At 50.2% G+C, this 23,231-nt stretch carries 16 protein-coding genes; 10 read left to right on the top strand and 6 right to left on the bottom strand.

Translation table 11 applies throughout. From position 1 onward, the window contains the following. Positions 1 to 25 precede the first annotated feature (25 nt). Entirely contained in the window at positions 26 to 1,228 is a 1,203-nt protein-coding gene (locus AC50Y3_RS00715) for an oxalate decarboxylase family bicupin (RefSeq protein ID WP_494816867.1), read from the bottom strand. A 151-nt stretch (positions 1,229 to 1,379) separates the two neighbouring features. Beyond that, positions 1,380 to 2,366 carry a LacI family DNA-binding transcriptional regulator gene (locus AC50Y3_RS00720; RefSeq protein ID WP_494816868.1) on the bottom strand — a complete coding sequence of 329 codons (987 nt, stop codon included), beginning with the start codon at positions 2,364 to 2,366 and terminating at the stop codon, positions 1,380 to 1,382. Positions 2,367 to 2,635: 269 nt separating this feature from the next. On the opposite strand from AC50Y3_RS00720, the gene AC50Y3_RS00725 reads away from it, so the two are divergent. The 6 genes from AC50Y3_RS00725 (at position 2,636) to AC50Y3_RS00750 (ending at position 11,822) form a co-directional block, all read left to right on the top strand. Further along, positions 2,636 to 5,086 (top strand): GH116 family glycosyl-hydrolase, encoded by a 2,451-nt coding sequence (locus AC50Y3_RS00725; RefSeq protein ID WP_494816869.1) that lies wholly within the window; start codon positions 2,636 to 2,638, stop codon positions 5,084 to 5,086. Positions 5,087 to 5,239: 153 nt separating this feature from the next. Then, positions 5,240 to 6,499 (top strand): DUF5050 domain-containing protein, encoded by a 1,260-nt coding sequence (locus AC50Y3_RS00730; RefSeq protein ID WP_494816870.1) that lies wholly within the window; start codon positions 5,240 to 5,242, stop codon positions 6,497 to 6,499. 13 nt (positions 6,500 to 6,512) lie between these two features. Beyond that, a complete protein-coding gene (locus AC50Y3_RS00735) occupies positions 6,513 to 7,397 on the top strand; it encodes a nucleotidyltransferase domain-containing protein (protein WP_494816871.1) in 885 nt (294 codons plus the stop codon). A gap of 151 nt (positions 7,398 to 7,548) precedes the next feature. Then, positions 7,549 to 8,226, top strand: coding sequence for an NAD-dependent epimerase/dehydratase family protein (locus AC50Y3_RS00740; protein WP_494816872.1), 678 nt, complete (start codon positions 7,549 to 7,551; stop codon positions 8,224 to 8,226). 16 nt (positions 8,227 to 8,242) lie between these two features. Then, positions 8,243 to 9,004 (top strand): hypothetical protein, encoded by a 762-nt coding sequence (locus tag AC50Y3_RS00745; RefSeq protein ID WP_494816873.1) that lies wholly within the window; start codon positions 8,243 to 8,245, stop codon positions 9,002 to 9,004. A 253-nt stretch (positions 9,005 to 9,257) separates the two neighbouring features. Then, positions 9,258 to 11,822: a glycoside hydrolase family 2 protein gene (locus AC50Y3_RS00750; RefSeq protein WP_494816874.1), complete on the top strand. Its 2,565-nt coding sequence runs from the start codon at positions 9,258 to 9,260 to the stop codon at positions 11,820 to 11,822. Here the strand turns inward: AC50Y3_RS00750 and AC50Y3_RS00755 are convergent. The 3 genes from AC50Y3_RS00755 to AC50Y3_RS00765 are packed head-to-tail and all read right to left on the bottom strand — an operon-like array spanning position 11,819 to position 15,446. Then, positions 11,819 to 12,937 (bottom strand): Ger(x)C family spore germination protein, encoded by a 1,119-nt coding sequence (locus tag AC50Y3_RS00755; RefSeq protein ID WP_494816875.1) that lies wholly within the window; start codon positions 12,935 to 12,937, stop codon positions 11,819 to 11,821. The genes AC50Y3_RS00750 and AC50Y3_RS00755 overlap by 4 nt on opposite strands. Next, positions 12,930 to 14,024: a GerAB/ArcD/ProY family transporter gene (locus AC50Y3_RS00760; protein ID WP_494816876.1), complete on the bottom strand. Its 1,095-nt coding sequence runs from the start codon at positions 14,022 to 14,024 to the stop codon at positions 12,930 to 12,932. The genes AC50Y3_RS00755 and AC50Y3_RS00760 overlap by 8 nt, the downstream gene beginning before the upstream one ends. A gap of 9 nt (positions 14,025 to 14,033) precedes the next feature. Beyond that, on the bottom strand, positions 14,034 to 15,446 hold the full coding sequence (locus AC50Y3_RS00765) for a spore germination protein (RefSeq protein WP_494816877.1): 1,413 nt from the start codon (positions 15,444 to 15,446) through the stop codon (positions 14,034 to 14,036). Between the two features lie 176 nt (positions 15,447 to 15,622). On the opposite strand from AC50Y3_RS00765, the gene AC50Y3_RS00770 reads away from it, so the two are divergent. From AC50Y3_RS00770 to AC50Y3_RS00780, 3 genes are all read left to right on the top strand, one after another. Continuing rightward, positions 15,623 to 16,408 carry a phospholipase D-like domain-containing protein gene (locus tag AC50Y3_RS00770; RefSeq protein ID WP_494816878.1) on the top strand — a complete coding sequence of 262 codons (786 nt, stop codon included), beginning with the start codon at positions 15,623 to 15,625 and terminating at the stop codon, positions 16,406 to 16,408. A 164-nt stretch (positions 16,409 to 16,572) separates the two neighbouring features. Next, the gene (locus AC50Y3_RS00775) at positions 16,573 to 19,710 is read left to right on the top strand and encodes a diguanylate cyclase domain-containing protein (RefSeq protein WP_494816879.1); all 3,138 of its coding nucleotides are present in this window, start codon (positions 16,573 to 16,575) and stop codon (positions 19,708 to 19,710) included. Positions 19,711 to 20,273: 563 nt separating this feature from the next. Continuing rightward, positions 20,274 to 21,392, top strand: coding sequence for a slipin family protein (locus AC50Y3_RS00780; RefSeq protein WP_494816880.1), 1,119 nt, complete (start codon positions 20,274 to 20,276; stop codon positions 21,390 to 21,392). Positions 21,393 to 21,456: 64 nt separating this feature from the next. Here AC50Y3_RS00780 and AC50Y3_RS00785 read toward each other — a convergent pair whose 3' ends face one another. After that, the gene (locus tag AC50Y3_RS00785; protein ID WP_494816881.1) at positions 21,457 to 22,272 is read right to left on the bottom strand and encodes a helix-turn-helix domain-containing protein; all 816 of its coding nucleotides are present in this window, start codon (positions 22,270 to 22,272) and stop codon (positions 21,457 to 21,459) included. 146 nt (positions 22,273 to 22,418) lie between these two features. Between AC50Y3_RS00785 and AC50Y3_RS00790 the strand changes: the two genes are divergently transcribed. Continuing rightward, a complete protein-coding gene (locus tag AC50Y3_RS00790) occupies positions 22,419 to 23,228 on the top strand; it encodes a phytanoyl-CoA dioxygenase family protein (RefSeq protein ID WP_494816882.1) in 810 nt (269 codons plus the stop codon). Positions 23,229 to 23,231: the final 3 nt, after the last annotated feature.

Here is a 23,231-nt window from a genome sequence, read left to right on the forward strand (position 1 = left end):
AGCTAATTGTGCCTTACCCGCGACCTTATTTTGGATAATATGTAAAACCCGGGAATTTGACGACCGCCTGCTCTTCTTTACGCAGCGCATCGAGCACCGTAGGTCCGACATTCAGATTGCGCGCTACGAGGTTCCGAGGCGTCAGCGCCATCCATTGATTTAATGAAATGTCTTCAAATCGGTCGCTCTTGAAAATTTCCAGGAACCACAGGGATTGGCTGCCTGTGTTCTGAATATAGTGTCCGTTGGCGAAAGGGACATAGCCAACATCGCCCGCTCTATAGTCGAACGTCCGCGCTGCTCCGTTACCGGCAAATACCGTCATTCTCCCTTGACCGGTCAAATAATACTGCCACTCATCATTGTTGGGATGCCAGTGAAGTTCCCGCATGCCGCCGGGTTCAATTTCGACAAGGGCCGCAGCTACCGTTCGTGATATCGGGAAGTTGGTGGAGTCCACGATTCTGACGTTTCCTCCGGAAGACTTTACCGGGGTTTGGGCGAGTAGGCTGTGCTTGAAGGTAAGAGGCACGGTGCCGTAAGGGGATTGGATGGCTTGATCCGCAATGGATCCGGGAATACTGTCCTGGAAGATATAAACCTGATCGTGCGGAATGGCATCAAAAGCGCTTTGCGGAACGCCGAAGTTGGCGGACAACACGTCTTTGGGCGTATGAGCGAACCAATCGGAGATGGAGAGGGTGTTCAAATCAGAGAAGGCCCCGTCATCGAAGACGAGCAGAAATTCGCAGCCTTCCTCCAGCCCTTGAATGGAATGCGGCAACCCCGCCGGAAAATACCACAGGTCTCCCGGACCGACATCAGCAATAAAATTGCGCCCCTGCCAGTCCATAGACGTAATGCGCGCGCAGCCCCGTATCATGTAGGACCATTCCGCTTGTTGATGCCAATGCAGCTCGCGAACCCCTCCCGGTGTCAGACTCATATTCACGCCGGCGAGCGTTGTTGCAATAGGCAGATCCCGCACTGTAATTTCACGCGACCAGCCGCCCTGTTTGAGCACCATGTGGGTATCGGAGAACGACATTTTCAAATTCGGCAGCAAGCCTGCATCCGTTGCAGGAGGCACAAGCATATCCGGATTCTCCATATCTCTCATAATATCGCGCGGCCCTAAATCAAGACCGCCTGCGCCATCGCTTCGGATCGGCTGCGGAATATGCAGCGTCTTCCTATCGTCTGGGGTAGGATTTGTAGGATTTGTCATGAACATGATTCCTCCAATACGTCTCTAGTACATCCCCAATATGTATGAGCGACAGCCTGGCAAGAAGACCATTTTCACCCCCATCCGTGACAGGATTCTCTGTTATCCGTCCAACTGCGGGGGTATCATTTAGACATGTATTTCCATTGGTCTATAGCGAATCCCTTTCTATGATCGTGTAAGCAACATTCGTACGCTGCGGGATGTCTCGGCCTTGAATGCTGGCGACTAAGTATTCAGCGGCTTTGCGCCCGATCTCGTCAACGTGAAAATCAATCGTAGTCAGCGCAGGATCAACGTAGTGAAGAATATCGATATTATCAAAGCCCATGATTCCTGCCTGCTCCGGTATCCGGATATGGTTCGCCTTCAGAAACCGCATCACGTCGAGGGCGTAGATATCGCTGCTGCAGAGAATCGCGGGCTTCTCGTCCGATTCCGTTATCAGCTGCAGCAAGTTTTCCATGTAATCGTAATCCGTAATGACGGTATAACGGATATCAGGCAGCTCGGCGCAGGCTTCGAGAAACCCTTTATAACGCTGCTCCGGCACGTAGATATTGCTCTTGCCCTTATACCGCAGCGGTGGACTGACATACAGAATCCGGCGGTAGCCTTTGGCGGCGATATGATGGACGGCTGTTTTCATGGCTTGTTTGTCATCGATCCAGACGAATGGCATCTTAGCAGATACCCGATTGGCGAAGGTGACGATCGGAACGCCGGATTGCTTCAAGAAAGTATCGAAGGCTGTGCCCATGTTAACCGGTGACAGCGCAATGCCATCGACCTTACGGTCCAGCAGATTGTTGATATATTCCATTTCCAACTCTTTGTCCTTGTTGGTCAGCACGAGGTAGACGAAATAACCGTGTCTTCTTGCCTCCGCTTCGAAAGAGTGGAACAGCTGCGAGAAGATGCGGTTATACACGTCGAAGAGCACGATGCCGAGCGTCTTCGTTTCGCCTTTCACCAAGCTTTGGGCCAGAAAATGCGGTCGGTACCCGAGTTCACCGGCAACCTTCATAATCTTCTCGCGCGTAGCTTCATTGATGCCGGGACGGTTATTAAGCGCACGGTCGACCGTACCCCGAGTTACTCCGCACAGCTCCGCAATTTGTTTACTTGTCACTTTCATCAGCTTCCGGCAGCCCCCGACTTTAGATTCATGGTTTTGCGATAATCGTAGTATAGAATGAGGGCTCAGGTCAATCCGTTCATGTGCACGATAAGGGAAAAACGAAATTGGATTGCGAAAATAATAGCGTTTACAAAAATATACATGACTGCTACAATAAAATCGTTCACGTGCACGGTGACCCCGTGCAGCTCAAACTATCAAGCAGTCTTAAACAGCACATTATTTATAGCAGAACCATAAACGAGCCTATAAGGAGCGATCGACAAATGGTTTATTCGAAAGAGCAATTATTCGAATCATCAGGGCAGCGTACATATTCGGAGGAAGCGAAGGAAGCGGCTTTTCTGCTAGGCGGAATCGGGACGGGGAATATCTCGATCGGCAGCCGCGGGGAGTTTAGAGATTGGGAAATCTTTAACCGCCCGGGCAAAGGCGATCTGCTGCCGAACACTTATTTCTCCATCTGGGCGAAGCAAGAAGGCGAAGCGCCGGTAGCGAAGGTGCTGGAGTCGAGATTACCGCTGCCTCACAGTCGCTCCCATGGCTACCATCCGATTACAGGCGCCGGACTGCCTCGTCTTGAGAAGTCGACAATGCGCGGCGAGTATCCGCTCGTTTGGGTGGATTTTGAAGATAAGGAGCTGCCTGTACAGGTTTCGCTTGAAGCGTTCACGCCGTTTATTCCGCTGAATACGAACGATTCCAGCATTCCCGGCGCATATATGACTTACACAGTCACCAATACTTCGAATAAAACGGTCGACGTAACGATCGCAGGCTCGCTCATGAATCCGATCGGCGGATTGAATTATGACTCGTTCGGTAACTTGGATTTACGGAATACCGGCGGAAACTTTAACGAGTTTCGTGAGGATGGCGGGATCTCCGGCTTGAACTTCACCTCGAACGCTTTTGGCGAAGGGGAACTGAATTTCGGCAGCCTTTCTCTGGTGACGACGAATCCGATGGTAACTCATAAACGCGCGTGGTTTCGCGGCGGCTGGTACGATTTTCTGCAAGAGTTCTGGGATGATTTTGTCCAAGATGGCCAGCTGAATGACCTTGGCTACGATACGCCTTCCGAGAAGAACCGGACGGATACGGGCTCCCTCGGCGTATGCGAGAGGTTGGCTCCCGGCGAGACGAAGACGTTTGCGTTCGTGCTGGCATGGCATTTTCCAAACCGCGTCAACGGCTGGAATGATCATATATGCGTGAAGGATGAGGACCGCCATATCACGCAGAACTATTATGCAGGTTTGTTCGACAGCGCATGGTCTGCGGCCTCTTACCTGGTGAGTAATCAAGCGCGGTTGACGCAAGAAACGAAGCTGTTTCACGGCGCGCTGTTCTCGTCCACGCTCCCCTCGCATGTGCTTGATGCCATTTCGAGCAACATCACGGTGCTGCGCAGCCCGACCTGCTTCCGGTTTATTGACGGGCGGTTCTTCGGCTATGAGGGCTGCTTCGATCATCAAGGGTGCTGCGACGGAAGCTGTACGCATGTATGGAACTACGCTCAAACGCTTGCTTTCCTCTTCCCTGAGCTGGAGCAGAGCATGCGCAGAACGGAGTTTCTGACGGAAGTCGAAGAAGATGGCAAAATGAATTTCCGCGCGTTTAAGATGTTCCAGTCGGAGTGGACATGGCAAGGCACTTCTGCTCCTGCCGCTGCCGACGGCCAGATGGGCACCATCATGCGCGCCTACCGCGAGTGGAAGCTGTCAGGCGATGATGATTTTCTGCGCGAGCTGTGGCCTTCGATTCAGAAAACGTTGAATTACGCGCCGCTGCACTGGGATACCGATGGCGACCTGGTGTTTGATGGCGTGCAGCATAATACGTATGATATTGAATTCTATGGACCGAACCCGCTTACGGGCGTATTCTTCCTAGGAGCGCTTCGCGCGGGAGCCGAGATGGCTGCATATCTGGGTGAAGAAGAAACGGCGAAGAAGTATGCGGCTGCATTCGAAACGAGCTCCAAGCAACTCGATGAGCTGACTTGGAACGGCGAGTACTATGTGCAGCGTCTCGAAGACGTGGATGCGCATAAGTATCAGCATGGGATTGGCTGTTTGTCGGATCAACTGCTTGGCCAGCAGCTTGCGCATTTGTACGGACTTGGTTATTTGCTGCCGAAGGAACGTGTGCAAAGCGCGATTCATGCGGTGTTCAAGCATAACTTTAAAGAAGATTTCTACAACCATGTCAATTGCCAGCGGACATATACCCTTAATGATGAGAAGGGCTTAGTGCTGTGCTCGTGGCCGGAAGGCGGCCGTCCGAAGCTGCCATTCGTGTATTCCGACGAGGTGTGGACCGGTATTGAGTACCATGTGGCGACGCATCTGATCTACGAAGGGTTCATTGAAGAGGGGCTTACGATTGTAAAAGCTGTGCGCGACCGCCAAGACGGATTCCGCCGCAGCCCTTGGAATGAAGTGGAGTGCGGCCATCACTATGCAAGGTCGATGTCCAGCTGGGGGCTCTTGATTGCACTGAGCGGCTTCGAATTCGATATGGCTCGCGGCCAGATGAAGTTCGCGCCCGTTATTAATGAAGCGGATTATACCGGCTTCTGGAGCACGGGCCGCGCATGGGGAACGTACAGTCAGAAGCAGGTTGATGGCGAGCATGAGATCGACGTAAAAGTACTGTATGGCGATGCTTCCGGCGTGAAGGTCAATGCAGGCGGCAAAGAGTTTACGCTATAAGAAGTAAGTGAGAGGCTGTCCCAGAAGTGCTGTTTATGGCTTTTGGGACAGCTTTTGTTTTGCCCTTAATGTGCAACTATCTCCTCTGAGCTTCGTCTAGATAGGAAAGCGAGTCCGTTTCCAGCTATTTATTCCAATAGACGAGGTGTCCATATGATGAAGAAATGGTTGATTGGCATGCTGGTATGCACATGCCTCCTAAGCTCGGAAAGCAGCTTCGCACAAGCAGCCGAGGTGCAAGCGGAAGCTATCACAGTTTCGGTAAATGATCGCATGATTGAATTCGATACCAAGCCGATGAATGATCATGGAACCGTATTTGTCCCGCTTCGTTTTGTCGTGGATGAGCTGGGCGGCCGACTAACAGGATGGAGCAACAATGAAGTAATCGTCACCAAAGGAAGCGCAACGATTCGCATGAAGATTGGCTCAAAGACGATCTCGATTAATGAGGAGCCGCTTATGCTTCAGGCAGCACCTAAGCTGATTAAAGGACGAACGCTCGTGCCGCTTCGAGTTCTCTCGGAGGTGTTTGGAGCAACAGTGCAATACGAGGACCATCACGTTCAGATCCACACTGCTATTTCGGAACCGATTCATGGCAACTCCATTGGCAATCTCAATAACGGCGGCTGGTATGTAAGCGATAAAGAATGGATCTATTACAACAATCAAGATGATAGCGGCAGGTTATATAAAGAGAAGTACGATAGCTCGGAGAGTCAACTGGTTAGTGAGGACAAGTATGTTGGGGCTCTGAATCTGGTTGGGAAGCAATTGTACTATACAAGCGACAACAAGCTTTTCAAGTGTGATATCGATGGGTCGAACCGGACGCTTGTGCATGATTTTGGACTGGGGGCAAACCTGGTATCCGTAGTTGGGGATTGGATTTACTATACGCAGGGCACTTATATGTATAAGCCGCTGTATCGCATGAAGCTGGACGGCACATCCAGAGAGCTGCTTGAGAAATACCAGGTATCCAGTATCGCGGTGACGAATGGAAAGATTTATTACACCATTGAAGCTCAGAAGTTATTCGTGATGGACATCGATGGACGCAATAAGAAAAAGCTGCTCACGGGGGATTACATCACCTGGGTCGAAGTGAAGGGTCAAACTCTGTATTTCAATTTCAAAGGGAAGCTGTACACCATGCATGCAGATGGATCGGCTTTAACGAAAATCTCGGATTTGGATGCGCGCAATATTAATATTCAAGGCGATCGGCTCTATTTCAGTAACAACAGTGAATATAGCAAGAAGCTATATCGGCTGAATCTACTGGATCACACCACACAGAAGCTGAGCGATGATAAGGTTTATTATGTGCATATTTTGGATAAGAGGCTGTTCTTCTATAACCCTGATATCCGGGTCGTTGAAGAGATTGAGATCGAAGGGGAATAATAAGCAGGCGGACATGCAGGAAACGGAGGTGATGATGGTGGAAATGGAACAACGACTGGCGCTTATCGTAGAGCGATTGCAGCAAGTTCCCGGCATTGCAGGCATTGCGCTCGGCGGATCACGCGCAACAGGCACGCATACCGCTGAATCCGATGCGGATATCGGCATCTATTATGATGCAGCCGAGCCGGTCGATATCGCAGCTCTGTCTGCGGCTGCGGCAGAGCTGGACGACTCGGGAAGGGAAGAGCTCGTCACGCCAATGGGGGGCTGGGGGCCATGGATCAATGGAGGAGGCTGGCTCCGTATCGGAGGAATGGCAGTCGATTTGCTATACCGGGAGCTGGATAAAGTAACCGCTGTAGCGATGGACTGCCAGCGTGGCAGCATCTCCGTCGATTACCAGCCGGGTCATCCGCACGCCTTCTGCAGCCCCATCTATATGGGAGAAGCGGCCGCTTGCCGAATCTTATGGGATCCGAATGGACGAATGGAGCAGCTTAAGCGCTTATGTAAGCCATATCCGGATGCGCTGCGGAAGGCGGTTGCGGATAACTTCATGTGGGAGGCGGGGTTCTCGATTGCCAACGCGCATAAAGGTGTGAAGCGCGGTGACGTATCCTATGTTGCAGGTCACCTGTTTCGCGCGGTGAGCTGCATGACGCAGGTGTTATTTGCGCTCAATCGGACGTATATGCTGAATGAGAAAGGTGCGGTTGCAGCCTGTGCGAGCTTCCCGATTAGTCCGTCAGACTTTGCTGAGCGAATTGAACGGAGCTACGCGCAGCTATCGCCGGAGCGGGCTGTGTTGACATCCGCCGTGCTGGATATGGATGCGCTGGTCCAGGAAACGGAGCGATTAAAGGCGGAACTTTTGCATGAACTTGTGGCGGATTAGCTGGCTGGGCAGGGGGAACCTGCTCAGCCTTATTTATTTACATAAGTAAATCTGCGAGTTGGACACGATCGGCCTTGAAATCTACTGTTCAGCGCTCGTTTAATTTGCTATCGTTGGTAGATACTAGATGAAGAAACGAGAGGGGGATTTCATGATGAACGTACTATTATTCGGCGCAACGGGCATGGTTGGGCAAAGCGCACTTCGCGAATGTCTCGTAGATCCGCAAGTGACTGCGGTTACCTCAGTCGGAAGGAATGTGACGGGACAGAAACATGCTAAATTGACTGAAATCAAACAGGCTAATTTGCTGGATCTATCTGCGATCGAGAATCGATTAACAGGCTTTGACGCGTGTTTCTTCTGTCTTGGCATATCGTCTGCAGGGATGAGCGAGGAGCGTTATACCGCGATTACTTATGATTTGACGCTCAGTGTGGCGAAGACATTGGCACGGTTGAACCCGCAGATGACGTTCATCTACGTGACGGGCAGAGGTACGGACAGCACGGAGAAAGGTCGCAGCATGTGGGCGCGAGTAAAAGGGAAAACGGAGAACGATTTGCTGAAGCTGCCGTTTAAAGCCGCTTACATGTTCAGGCCCGGCGGGATTATTCCTCGGCATGGTGTGAGGTCTAAGACCAAGCTTTATCAAGCCATTTACATCCTAATGAGACCGTTCTATCCGCTGCTGGAGAGAGGTTTCAAGAGCGCCATGACATCATCGGATAAAGTCGGGCGAGCCATGATATTAATCACCAAACACGGTTATTCGACGCCGCTCATTGAAAGCGATGATATCAACCGAATAGCTTCACAACACACATGAACTGCGAGGAATTTCAATGTCGATGAAGCCAGCACCGCTGCCGCAATCCATTCTATTTGAACTCATTCTGGCTGTAATCATCGGTGGAACGGTCATTACCGCATTCTCTCCGCTTTATGGGAATGGCATCATAAATGTCGTCGTTCCGATCGTTATTTTATTGATTTTGAAGGCAGATTTCTTTGAAAAGCTGAAGCTCTCTACGCTGCTGATCGGGCGAATATTGGTTGTCGTCACCTTCCTCGGTTTCTTCCCGGACAACTGGCTCGTTCCTACCATTGTGTGGCTGCTTCGCATCAATATCTTGGAAGCGATGCTAACCGATTACAAGAATCGAAGCTATTACAACGTCATCTCGGGCATAGCTTTGATAGCATCGTCCTTCGTTCTGCAAGGGGAGTGGCTCGGAACGTATTACGTCACGACAAACGAAGCGATGATCTATTGGGCGATCGCCTACACGTTATGGAATTGGAACTTCGTCATTTACACGTTCAAGCAGCAGATCGGGTTCTACCATATTGCTGTACTCATTTCCCCAATGCTGATCGTGCTAGGGGCGTGGAATCCGGGGTTATGGCTGATCATGCGGGCGAACAGCTTGACGGTTGCGGGAATTTTTCAAATTTCGTGCAAAAGCTACCTAGAGCAAAACCTCCGGAACGAATCGCTCACTGCTTTCATCGCAGCGGTTAAGCGAAAACCTGCGCAGCTTGCCGTAATGGTCGTCAACGTGCTGCTTTGCGCGCTGACGCTGGTTCTTGCAGGGTTAGGCTAAAGATTGGTTTGATTATTCTTGAAGCTATATCTATTAAAGTGTGTCGAGAGAGTCCGATGGACGCTTCTCGACTTTTTTTATGCCGCAAGTGTTATAAACCGTGATTCGCATTCTCAGAGCAGGAGGAGAAGTCATCGTTGACGAATTGGAATAAGCAATATGCAGCTTTTTCCATTTTAGTATTTAGTAGTCAAGCAGCAGAAGGCGGGCATCCGTTTCACCTTGAACACGAACTCTTGAGAGGGGCTTGTTTATGAGTAATCTCATCTTGCTTAGCGGCAAGGAATGGACAGTGACCGGCTATAATCGCAACCAGTGGAAGCTCGGTATGAGCATGGAGCTGGGATTTAGCATCAACCCGATGCTGCCGGCAATGAAGGCTGTAGTGCCGGGTGCAGTGCAAAGGGATTTGATCGCGGCGGGCTGGCTGCCTGATCCCAACGAAGGCTTGCGGAGCATGGAGCTGGAGTGGGTGAACCATCGGGATTGGGTTTATGAACGAAGGTTCGAAGTGCCGGAGGATTGGGTGCAGGACCGCTGTGAATTGGTGTTCGATGGATTGGATTACAGCGGATTCATCTATCTTAACGGCGAGGAAATTGCAGCCTTCGAAGGGATGTTCCTTCCGGTAACCGTTGAGGTTGCGGCTAAGCTGCGAGTGGGTGCTGGGAAAGAGAATCGGCTTCAGCTCGTTTTTCTGCCGAGTCCTGAGGTGGATGGGCAGATTGGCTACTCGAATGAGATCAGCAAGGTGAAGTCGCGCTTCAATTACGGCTGGGACTGGTGCCCGCGCATCGTGCCTGTTGGCATATGGAAGGATGTAAGCCTGCGCAGTTATACAGCGCTGAAGATGATTGATTTCTATCCGAAGGCTGTTCCTGCCGAGGATGGTGTGGGCGGCGTGGTGAAGTATGGTTTGGAAGCTGAAGTTTGGCGGCCTGGCAGCTACACGCTGGCTTGTGAATTACTCGATGAGTATGGCGAACAGGTACATCGAGAAGCGAGTACCTATGAAGTTCGGGGCGGTGGCGTACGTCGATTAGAACATGAGATGTCGATTGAAACCGTTCGCCGCTGGTGGCCTAACGGCTATGGGGAGCAGCCGATCTATCAGGCGAGGGTTATAATTTATGATGCGGATGGACGAGAATGTGCAGCAGATGCAAAGACAGTTGCTTTTCGCACGCTTCAGTTTGTTCAGAACGAGGATTCCCGTGCCGGTGCGCTGCCTTATACGCTGCTGGCGAACGGCGTGCGGGTATTCTTGAATGGCGTGAATTGGGTACCGATTTCACCGTACTTCGGTGGGGTCACGAGCGAAGATTATGCGCATTACCTTGGTCGATTTAAGGCGATGAACGTGAATTTGCTTCGCGTATGGGGCGGCGCGATTACGGAGAAGGAAGACTTCTACGCATACTGTGACCGTAATGGGCTGCTTGTCTGGCAGGAGTTTCTGCAATCATCCAGCGGGCTGAACAATTGTCCGCCGGATAATGCCGCATTTCTGAAGGAGCTGTCGCGGGTGTCGCGGGCTGCCGTGATCGAGAAGCGCTCGCATCCGAGTTTGATGGCATGGTGCGGCGGGAATGAGCTGATGTGGGAGAATTTCTCGCCGGTAGATGAGCGACATGGGAATATTGCGATGTTGAAGAAGCTGGTAGAAGAGCTTGACCCCGGCCGTCAGTTCTTCCCGTCAAGCGCGTCCGGCCCGAGATTCGGCGCAACCGAGGAGGAGTTCGGCAAAGGGCTTCATCACGATGTTCATGGACCGTGGCTGTACCTGGGAGAGGAGAACCACTATCGATTCTTCAATCACAATGACAGTTTGATCCAGACGGAGACAGGAACGCCCGGAACCTCAAGGGTGGAGCGGATTCGCGGGCTAGCTGATCGCATGTCCCCATGGCCGCCTACAAGGGATAATGCTTATTGGCTGCATCGCGGCGCATGGTGGATTCAATGGGAGCAGCTCTCCGATATGTTTGGTCCTTGGGACAAGGAGCGGGATGAGCTGGAGCAATATTGTCAGGCTAGCCGGTATTTGCAGCTGGAATCGCTGCGGTACATGGCGGAGGCGACACGTCGAAGAGAGCCGCGATCATCGGGTTTTATGATCTGGATGGGCAACGAACCGTTCGCCAACAATGCCAACACCTCCATGCTTGAATATGATGGGATGCCAAAGCCGGTTTACTATGCAATGAAGAAAGTATTTGGCGGTTTGCATGTATCTGCGCAGTATAAGCGTCTTTCTTACCGAGTAGGCGAGTCGTTTGGCAGCGAGATTTTCCTGCATGCGGATCGGGCCGATCAGCAGATCGTACCGTTTGCAGTGGAAGCACAACTGGTGCAGGCAGACGGATCGGTGATCCAAAGCCAGCGTTTCTTGGCTGAGGTAGGTCGCTTGAACGGCTATATTGGCAAGCTGGAATGGCAAGTAGAGGATGTGCCGGGCTCTGTGCTGATCTTACGTTTGGCTGTATGCGACGAGCATAATCAGCAGCTTGCAACGAATGAGTACCTTTTTACCGTGAACGCAGCTTGTCCGCTTGAACCGCTCAGGAGACTGCCTGCGGCAGAGGTTCGAGTTCGGCAAGGCGACCTTCCGGAACAGCTCACTTTGGCCAATTTGTCTGAAATGGCTGCTGTTGGCGTTTATGTGATACAGCGGGATGCCAGTCAGCGTATCCATTTGGATCGCAATTATGTGACGCTGCTTCCCGGGGAGCAGCTCACAGTTAGTTCGATCAATGGTCCGGTGACGCCGGAGCAGTTCTATGTTGAAGGAATGAATTTGAGTGATCTGCAAATTTAGGATTCAATCATCCCCGTATCTCTGACCTTGATTTGGACGGTAACTTTGACAGGCAGTTTAGGATAGATGGATTTCCAATCGAGACGTTTCCAAGCTTCGTAGGACACGCTGTTTCGTACGGCGATGCCGAAACCTAAACTGTCTGTGCCGAGCGATTGCAGCCGGTTAACGATCGACTGTAATTCTTCACGCAGTGCTTTGGACATTTCCTGCTCCAGCTGCGTGAAGGGAGTATCTTTCTCCAGATGCTGTTTGCCGTCATATTCAAGAATAATGCCGCTGACCCGGACATTTAACGTGACCTCATGCGAGGAGCCGACCTTATGAACGGAGATCGATCGTTTCGTAATCAATTGAGAGAGCATAGCCCTTTCTTGTAAGCCCGTAACGTTATTGGTGAATTTAAGAAGCAGCTCACCGTTCTTCATGTTCTTAAGCATCATTAAGAACTGGACAGCCTCGTCGGATCCCAGCATACCCTTGTAACTGTCGTCCCTAAATAGTGCGATTCCGTCAATTTGCACGTAATCCTTCTCCTGCGCGATCAGCGGTAGAATCGGATCGATGCCGTCATCGTAATAATCGCGAACAAATGCGTACAGGTCGCCGGAAGGCACTTCGTTTATTTTCCCTTCCTGCTCGATGAGAGCGCTGATATGATCACTGATGGAGGGGATACTCGGGTATGGATGGGTTAGTAAGTTAACCGCGCTCCCATTTGCAATGACGATACGGATCTTCTCGCCAACCGAATAGTCGCGGCGATAGGAATCTAAGTATTTCCATATTCCGGTTGCTGCGAGTTCATTGCCGAATATCAAATTCTGAAGCTGGCCGGAGACGAGTATTTGGCTCGTTTTGAGCGAAAGCTTACGGCGTGCTTCCTTCGTAGACTCCGATTCCGTCTGCAAATTAGTCACTTGTGTCTGCCCTCCGGGCCCAATGCGGGGGATCGCAACGGCAACCGTGATTTTGGTTCCTTTCGAGGTGCCATCCTCTTGTTTCACTGCGTCGACAGCCGCGCTGTTTACCATTCCTAAGTCCTCGAGCTTCTGTTCTTTGATGCATCCTGAAAGCAAGAGGAGCAGAAGAAGCATAAATGCTCGTTTATACATGTTTTCGCCGCCCCTTACAATGATGAATATATATGAGAATAAGCAGCAATGCCGGCAATAGGAACGCGACTCCGATTTCTGATATGCCCGCGTAGTGAAGCCATAGTTCGGTTTTCTGCAAATCGCCGCGCTCCCACGTCACGATGAACACCGCGAGAAGTGCCAGTGCCATATAAGGAATAAGTCGCTTCCTCGCCGTTGTCACCATATTTTTGATCAATTCAAGTGCCGCCCAGACATACATGGTTGTAATAATAAGGGCTCGCAGCAGAAAGAGATTGAAGATGAAATCATCTACGCGCTGTATGAACGGGAAGCGGATAAATGATAAGGTACTTAAGGAAGGATAGGCGAGCTGCTTTAACTGTTCGAAGCTATAGAAACTGAAAGTTAGGAACGCAATAAAACAATAAACCAACGTCACTACGAGATTTGCGATTTGAAAACCTTGCATTAAGCGAGTCTTTTTGCCTGAATAGGGAAATAGCAATAGGCACAATTCGTAGCCTAGAAATGCAAAATAGATGTTGAGGATACCCCTTAAGGTAAACGCCGCATCTTTGAACATATAAGGCGTGAAGCGAGCCAAGTTGAATTGATTGAGTAACGTTTGCGGTACCAAGATAAGCAGCCAGAACACACAAACAAAGAAAATCACGGTAGCCGTGGCGATACCGAAAATGCCTTTGCTCAACATCAATAGAACGAGAGCTCCGAGCAGGATGTATAAATAGAGAGGGTTAATTGTCGGAAACGACGTGGAGCGCAAGATTAGTAAGTATTGCTTGCTGATCAAGACGCCTAAAACAATCCATTGCAAAGCAAGCAGGCTGAAGAGGGGATTCACGATACCAATGGGCAGTATTCGTCTTGCGATCTTGTAAATACTGATACCATTGCCGTATCGGTAGACCAAGGCAATCAGCCATATATTTAGGGTTGCGATCGCACCGAATCCGAACAGGACCAGCCACCCATTGTAGCCAAACTCTTCAGCGAGAAAACGCGGCATTTCGAACGAAATAATGCCGTACTGTAACGTAATGGCCAGGATAATAATTTGTGAAAAAGTTAGTTTCGCATTCATAGGGAACTCCTAGCGTGTGGACGATTTGGCGTGCTTTCTGGCTTTATCAATCCATTGCACCGGCGCGCGTATGATCATATCGAGCCAATTGCCAGGTGACATGTACGCACCGGCACCACCGAACGCATTTTTTCCGGACAGCTGGATGACGAATAATGCAAGCCCGATAACGAATCCGAAGTTGCCAAGCAAACCAGCCAGTACAATGATGCCAAACCGAAATAGCCGTATCGCAGAGCTCATGGAGTAGCTCGGAATGACAAAGGATGCTATTGCGGAAATCGATACGGAAATAATAAGAATATTGCTTGTTATCCCGGCTTGTACGGCAGCTTGGCCAATGACTATTCCTCCAACGGTACCGATGGTTGTCCCAACCTTGGTTGGCAGACGGGCTCCTGCTTCACGGAGCAGCTCGATGGTAAACTCCATAATGATGGCTTCCATTAAAGGCGTAAACGGTACCTTGTTACGGGACTCCATCAAGTTATTTAGCAGCGAAGGCGGGATCATCTCATAGTGATAGGTGACAACAGTAACATAGAACGCGGTAAAGCCCAGCGTAATAAACAAAGCGATATATCGCAGAAGTCGTATAGCGGATGAGACAAGCCAAGACATATAGTAATCGTCCGATGAGGAGAAAAATTCATAGAAAGTAGCAGGTGCGCTGAATGCGACCTGGCTTCCGTCCAGCAGACCGACTAAATTGCCTTTTGCAAGCTTACTCACAGCTACGTCCGGACGCACAGTAGTTAGAAACTGAGGGAAAACCGTGAAACTTCTAGGGTCCAAATACTGCGTGAGCGTGTTCGTATCGAGTACGGTATCGGTTTGAATGCCGCGCAGTTTCTCGCACATCAGCTGCACATCATCGGGGTCGGCTGCGCCTTCGAGATATAGGAGAGACATCGTCGAAGCAGACGTATTGCCGAGCTTGAAGGATAGCGATTTTAACCGCGCGTCTTGAAGTCGTCTGCGGATGAGGGATAAATTTGTGCTTATTGATTCCGTGAACGAATCCTGCGGTCCGCTGATGACGGTTTCGGTATCCGATGACGTGATGGAGCGGGCATCCGGTGAATACGAGTCGTACAGAAAAGCTTGACCGCCGTAGTAAATGGCAACTTGTCCGCCAAGTATGCCTTGTGTTACCTGCTCCGAAGTAGTGGCTTGCACATATTGGCTTTGCGTAAGCTTCTCTTTGATTACAGCCTCGTGGTTGTCAACTGCGCCGAACGGCTCGAGCACATCCTTGCGCAGTTGTTCTTTTCCCGTCAGGTGGGCGAAATAAACCAGATCTATGGCGTGAAGGGGGAACTTCTGGTGTACGAGGTCCGCACAATGATTAAGCGCTTGAAGCGTCCGGCTAAGCAATTCAGGTTCGGTTTTCTTCCCAGCATCCTTCACAAGAAATTCCACTCTTTCTTCGTATCCTATAATGGCCTCGCTTTAGTATGAAGATCGGCTGGGATTTTTATGCAAATAGAAGGGTCAGCACTGGATTAAGTATGATTAGCTGCAACGGTTCGTTGGCTGATTTTTACCTCTTCGTGGTAGACTAGGATAAAACGGGTAAGTGAAGGAGCCTCTTCAGCATGAAAATCATGAAATACATCCTTTCCGTTATTATTCTGGCAGCTTGTGCTGCAGTGGGCGTTATCTATGCTTCTTCCTCGTCCTCCCAGCCCGCTACCGTGAAAGATATTGAAGCGGAATGGGCATTTACGCAGGCCGGCGGTCAGCCGGATCAACTGCTAATAGGCGTGATCAATGACGCGGAAACCTCGCTTGATATTGCGATCTACAGCCTAACGAAACCGGATATCGTCGATGCGATCAAGAAGGCGAAGAAGCGCGGGGTTGCCGTTCGCATCATAACCGACCGAACCCAGTCGGGCGGCAAAGCACAGAAAGAAGCGCTCAAGCTGCTCGGAAGCGCAGGCATTCCGATGAAGATCAACAAGCACAGCGGGCTGATGCATTTGAAAATGACGATCGCCGATGGGGCAATTGCAACGACGGGTTCGTTCAATTATTCGAAATCCGCCAGCACCGATAACGATGAAGTGCTGATGGTGCTTCGCAACAGCGAGGTTGCCGAGTCCTTCGCAGCGCAATTTCAAGAGATGTGGGAGGACACGGGTGGCTTTGAAGCGATAACGCCTATCATAGCGGAGGATGCGCTTGAAGTTACGTCGCCGCTCGATGAAGCGGAGGACTCAGCCGGTGCTCAGGATGCCGAGTCTGCACCGGGTAAAACCGTTGTTTACCGAAGCTGCGCTGCCGTGAAGGAAGCCGGCAAAGCGCCGCTCCACAAAGGCGATCCCGGCTACAGTACGAAGCTTGATGGAGATAAGGACGGCATTGCATGCGAGAAATAGATGGAGCGAGCCCGCGCATTGTGCGGGCTTTTTTAGTATCATTTTAAACGACAAAACTCGACAGAAATTAAGATCGAAATTAAAGGATTGCTCGAACGAATGTCGAATAAATGCTAAAAGAAGGATGATTATGTCGATGACTGACAGCAGGGGAGTGACTGCCTATGAGAACCTTTCTCCACAACAGATTCAAGATCAATATGCTAAACAGCAGGCTCCGCATGTTAGGCGTCGTATTCGTACTCATCGTCGGTGTTTTCTGCACCGCGATCTTCTCCTACTTTGAGCTGGATCATCAAGAACGAGATATTCATAATCAGCTGGAACAAACGATCAGACTGCAGCAGCAGTATATTGATAAATGGATGTCCGACCGGATGTCGGAAATGGGTATGATCGCGAGTCTGCCTTCCGTGAAGAAGTGGGAGCGGAGTGAAATTGGATCCATACTGAACCTATCCCAAAGCAAACATAACGAATTTAAAGCCATGGGCTTGATCAATAAGGAAGGCTACAGCGTTTTATCCGAAAGTGATTTGAATGTGAAGGACCGTCCTTATTTTATCGCAGCACAGCAAGGCAAGGAGTCTATTTCGGATGTCATCGTATCGCGAAGAGATGGGAAACGGATCATCGTGTTTGCAGCTCCAGTACTGGATGCGAATCAACAATTCTTAGGCGTTGTTGCGGGAACGGTTGATTTGACGACCATCGAGCATTTGATGAAGCAATTCGCCTACGGAAAGAGTGGACAAACCTATCTCGTCGATGCGGAAGATAAGTTAATTACGGGAGCTGGCGCTGGTACAGCCGAATTCGATTCGAAGCCTATTCAGACTGCCATCATTGAAAGAGCAAAGTTGAGCAGCAAGTCCAAGTCTGCTTATACGAATTATCGTGGCATAACCGTCTACGGCGCCTATACGTATGCGAATAACGGCAGTTGGCTTGTTATCGGTGAAGCGGCCAAGGCAGACGTATTAGCCTCGCTTTACACGGAGCTCAAATATACGAGCCTATTTATTTTGCTTGCGATGGCGGCGGCGGTTTTCATTATGTTCCGAACAGCAAGGAAGATCACAGACCCGCTGAACCATTTGTTAACGGGCGTCAAACAGATCAAAGAAGGCGGCTATAATTACCGCATCGAACCGGAAGTGTTTAATAACGCTACCTTGGAATTTCAGCAGCTGTGCAGATTTTACAACTCCATGTCGGAGACGATTTTGGAACAGATTGGGGCTCTAAGTGCGGAACGAAACTTTGTTTCTTCGATCATCGAGACGGCGGCATCTCTCGTTGTTGTTACCGATCCGGATGGTCGTATCATTCGGTTTAACCAATACTGTGAGCAAGTGACCGGTTATGTGTTCGAAGAGGTTCAGCGGCGTTCAATCTTTGATTTTCTCGTACCGGTAGAAGAACAACCTGCCGTGCGCGTGCATTTCGATAACCTCATGAGTGCTAATGGGAAAACCCGTCATGAGAACCATTGGCGGACAGGGACGGGGGAGCTTCGGCTGATCGCTTGGTCGAATACGATTCTGAACGGGCAGCAAGGCGAACTTGATTCGATTATTAGCATCGGCATTGATGTGACGGAGCAGCGTTTGGTTGAACGGGCCATGATCGAGAATGAAGAGCGGATCAGATTGTTGGTCGGATCGATGGACGAAGTGGTATCTACCTTTGATACGGAACTGAAGCTGACCGGTGTGTATGGCAGATCTATGGATTCGCTTATCCATGATCCGCATGCGTTCTATTCCGGCAAAACCATTCACGAGCTGCTCAATGCGGACAACGGGAAGCTTCACGAAGAAGCCCAGCAGAAGGCGCTGCTTGAAAGAAACACCGTGTTGGATTGGTCGATTAGCTCGCCAACCGGCTTTACCTACCATCAAACCTCTTATTCACCGCTACGCGATAACGCGGGTCATGTGAAGGGAGTTGTTTCCGTCAGCCGAGACATTACGCAGCTGAAGCAAGCAGAGGAAGCATTCAAGGTCACACAGGCCCGTTTGAATAACATATTGGAAAGTATTACGGATGCGTTTATGGCGCTGAACAATGACTGGACCTTCTCTTATGTAAACAGTGAAGCTGAGCGGATACTCGGCAACAATCGTGAGAGCATTATGGGCAGACTGTTATGGGATTGTTATCCGAATATCGTCGGTACTGCTATTTTCAGCTCTTATCAAGAAGCGATGAAACAGCAAGTGCCGGTCTTTGCGGAGGAATATCTGCCGTTCTTGCAAGCCTGGTATGGCGTGCACATTTATCCTTCGAAGGACGGACTGTCCATCTACTTCCAGAATGTGACGCAGCGCAAGGAACTGGAGCAAGCGGCGAAAGAGAGCGAATCACGACTGAGCACCATTATCGAAACGGTCCCGAACGCGATTGTCGTCGTGGATGCAACCGGACAAATTACGATGGCTAACCAGATGGCGGAGGATGTCTTCGGCTTAGGTAAGGAAGAGATTCTCAGTCGAACCTATTCGGATGACGCTTGGGTCTTGTACGATTTTAGCGGTGATCTAATGCCGAAGGAGGATTATCCGGTCGCACATGTGTTTCGAACGGGGCAAGTGGTGTCCAATTCCGAATTCGTGTATAAACGGGCGGATCAGTCCACCGTTATGGTTTCCTGTAATGCAGCGCCGGTTCTGGACAGTCGCGGGCAGATTACAAGTGTGCTCGTTTCACTCTCGGATATTACTAGCCGGATTGCAGTAGAGTCCAAGCTGCAGCTGGCTAACGACGAGCTGAAGAAGCTCTCTTCCTTGGATGGCTTGACCGGGGTGTACAACCGGAGATATTTCAATGAGCAGCTGCGCGTGGAGTGGGAGAAACATAGGGTCGATTGTGCGCCGTTGTCGCTAATTATGCTGGATATTGATTTCTTCAAAAGCTACAATGACACCTACGGACATCAAGGCGGCGACATGTGCCTCAAGACGGTCGCTTCCGAAATTCGGGATTCGCTTCAGATGCCGGATTCCTTCATCGCTCGTTATGGCGGCGAAGAGTTTGGCATCGTACTTCCGAATACTACTAGACAACAAGCAGCTGAGCTGGCCGAGTTCGTGAGGGTACGGGTAGAGAATAACCGCATCCCTCACAGTAAGTCGACGGTGAGCAGTTATCTGACCATCAGTTTGGGAGCAGCAACTCTAATCCCTACGGTTGAACAAGACCAAGAGATGCTGGTTACCTACGCAGACAAATGCCTCTATGAAGCGAAGAAGACTCGAAACTGCATTGCCGTTTATGAACAAATGAAAGCAATCCTATAAAGAATGAAGCCGACTGATGGATCAGTCGGTTTTTTTATGTTTTTGCGATCGTTGTAATACTTCTGCCATGTTCGCCGTTAGACGCATGCGTGATAATAAAGGAGCTTGAGGTGCACTGATCTAACCGGGCGTGGATGTCCAACCATCCCGCAGTACTTGGCACGATGTGCCGGAGTTTGCTGTAGGTCAGGAATGTCTCAATCATACAAAAGGGGTTCGATTCCCCGCTCGCCTGAGAAGCGACTATGGCGTAGATCTTATTCGACTTGACGTCGAACGAAAATGATTCTGATGACGTGAGCTCTCAGTCCGAAGAGGACACTGAAGCAGGAGCTTGCAGTTCGTGGATACCGCATGAATTCGCCATGCAGCTCGTCTTTGCGTGTGAATAGGGATGGCAGAGCAGCCGAAAGTTTGACGCGGCTGATCCCTCCGCCGGAAAACCTCAAAGACAGTGCACAGCCTTCTCATGCTTAAGCGCAACTCCGCTGCCTGCAATCAGGAGAGCTCTCGATCAGATTCAACGCTTACTTCTACAACAACCCTAAGGAGGTTCGATAGATATGTTCACGAGAATCAACATTCAAAACGACCAGCGCGGATTGCTTTTCCAAAAAGGCAGCTATGTCCGGTACTTGGAGCCGGGTGTTTACCGTTTCTCCCCATTCAGTGATGCACGGGTAGAAGTGCTTGACATTACGAAGCCCTTTCAAGTACCCGGTAAAGATTTGGAGCTGTTCCTTCATGACGCACGGTTGCTTGCAGATCTCGTCGTTCTGGATGTAACAGATGCTGAATTTGCGCTCAGGTACGAGGACGGTAAGTTTGCCGGCGTATATCGCACAGGAAAGTATGCCTTCTGGCATGTACTCAAGAAACAATCGTTTGTGCGTGTGGATCTGACCAGACCAGAGCTGACATCCCAGATTGACCTAGCGATTCTGCCTCATCTGGGAAACATGGTACAGACGTTTGATGTTGGCGTACAGGAAACCGGAATGCTCTACTATAACAATGTATTAGAGCGGCAGCTCGGACCGGGGAAATATTACTTCTGGAGGAGCAATGTTCAGGTTATCGTGAGAACGATCGATCTGCGGAGGCAGCAGATCGATTTGACCGGTCAAGAAATGCTGACACAGGACAAAGTGCCGCTCCGGCTCAACTTTGTCTGTCAGTATCAAGTTGCGGATCCGCTGCAAACCATTCAAATCCGTTCTGTTGAGGAGCAGCTGTATATTGCCTTACAGCTCGTTTTGCGAGAGTACGTGGGCACATTAAAGCTCGATGAGTTGCTGCAGATGAAGCAAGAGGTAGGCGAATTTGTCCTTCAACGGCTTCGTCAGAAGCAAGGGGAATACGGGGTAGCGTTTCTATCAGCAGGAGTGAAGGATATTGTACTCCCCGGGGATGTGAAGGAGATTCTAAACACCGTTATTCTGGCAGAAAAACGGGCGCAGGCTAATCTCATCACAAGAAGAGAGGAAACGGCGGCAACCCGCAGCTTGCTGAATACGGCGAAGCTCATGGATGAGAATCAGACACTGCTTCGATTGAAGGAGCTGGAATATCTCGAGAAGATTTGCGAGAAGATCGGTACGATCTCTCTCATGGGAAGCGGCGGCGGAGGCCTGCTGGAGCAGCTTAACATGCTGCTGAAACCAGGCAATCCCGGTGCGTAAGCATGACAACCAACAAGACTGACCACATCCTTGCTTTAATAGGGGGAGGGGTCAGTCTTGTTCTTTAGTCTTTGTTCTCGCGATGCTTATACGCACGTGGATTCATGCCATACCGTTTGCGGAATTGACCTGCAAAGTGATTATAGTTCTGAAAGCCGACATCGAGTGCGACTTCGGAGGCCTGCCGGTCGGTATGCTCCAGCAGGAGGGCAGCTTGGCGGATTCGCATGTCGTTGAGTGAATCAACAATGGATGACCCGGTGGATTCTTTATATAAGTGCGACAGTCTTGATGGCGATAGTCCGACTGCTTGGGCCAACTCATCGATTCGAATCGGATCTTGCATTCGTGTAGAGAGCAAGTGCCGGATCTCTTCGATGCGGGGATCCACTTGCTTGGACAAACGCTGGGCGAGCAGCAGCAGGATTTCGCGCATCGCACTCTCGCATAATTCGTTCCAGTATAAGCTCCGCTCGATGGAATCGGAGATTAGCCGATGAAAGGCTTGATGAATGCGATTCCTTGCTACATTACTGTCGATCGCATGAATAAGCAGCCTCTCGTTCGGGAGCAGGCTAGTCTCCATAAATCGCGGTGTGAAATGCGCCCATACGAAATTCCAGGTGCTCCCTATACGCGTGCCATATTGGTGAGGCACACCGGGCTGCATCAGCGTTACATCCCCTGTCTGGCAGAATCGTTCCACTCCATCGATCTGAAAATAACCTTCGCCTGCAATCGTATAGGTAATGAGCCAATCACCCATCCCTTCTGACCGTTTAATGGAGTAGTTGTCGGGCTGTTGAAAATGGTTGGCGATGACCCTATTTCCGCCTTGTTCCTTGATATAGGAAGGTAATTCGGGTCCCTTTGTGCTCATGTCCGGCTCACTCCTCTGAAACTCATTATAGCAGGATAGTAGGAGTAATTAGCAACATTCTTACTTCTGCATTCGCATGAAATTAACTACAATAAAGATACAGTGATGTACTGTTATCATCTACTTATTTACTAGGGGGAAGTGGCATGTCAGACGCTTTGCGAGTTCTCACGGCAGAACAAAAGCAGCAATTCGATAAGGAAGGGTATCTCATTGTGAAAGGGTTATTCGCGCCTTCAGATCTGTCTGAAATTGTAGAGACCTTCGATACGATGAGCCATGAGACGATTCCGGGCTATTTTGAACCTAACCTTGAGCAGGGTGTTACCGATCCGCTGCAGCGTTATCCGCGTGTCATGCATCCGCATCGGTATAACGACACGGCGATGAAATATATGCTCCATCAACCGGTTATGGAAGTGCTGGCTGATCTATACGGAGAAGAAGCGTATGCGGCGCAAAGTATGTTCTACTACAAGCCGCCCGGCTCCAGAGGCCAAGCGCTGCACCAAGATAATTTCTATTTGCAGGTTGAACCCGGCAACTGCATTGCGGCATGGACAGCAGTCGATGATGCTTATGAAGAGAATGGCGGACTGCTCGTTGTTCCGAAGACGCATGCACATGAAATTTCATGTCCGGATGAGGCCGATACGACGGAATCTTTCACGACCCATTATGTGAAACCGCCTAAAGACGGCGTTGTCATGCCTGTCATTATGGAGAAGGGCGATGTGCTGTTCTTTAATGGAAATTTGATCCACGGCTCATATCGGAACAAAACGAAAGACCAATTCCGCCGTGCGTTCATTTGCCATTACGCGAACTCTTCCGCGAGCCGGATAAATGTACATTACAACCCGCTCTACAAAGCAGACGGAACAAAGGTCGAGCTGGAAGGAAATCCGGACGGCGGTCCATGCGGCGTCGAAATGGGAGAATTTACGTATCATTAATGA

The organism is Paenibacillus sp. J22R98 (genome assembly GCF_059383835.1).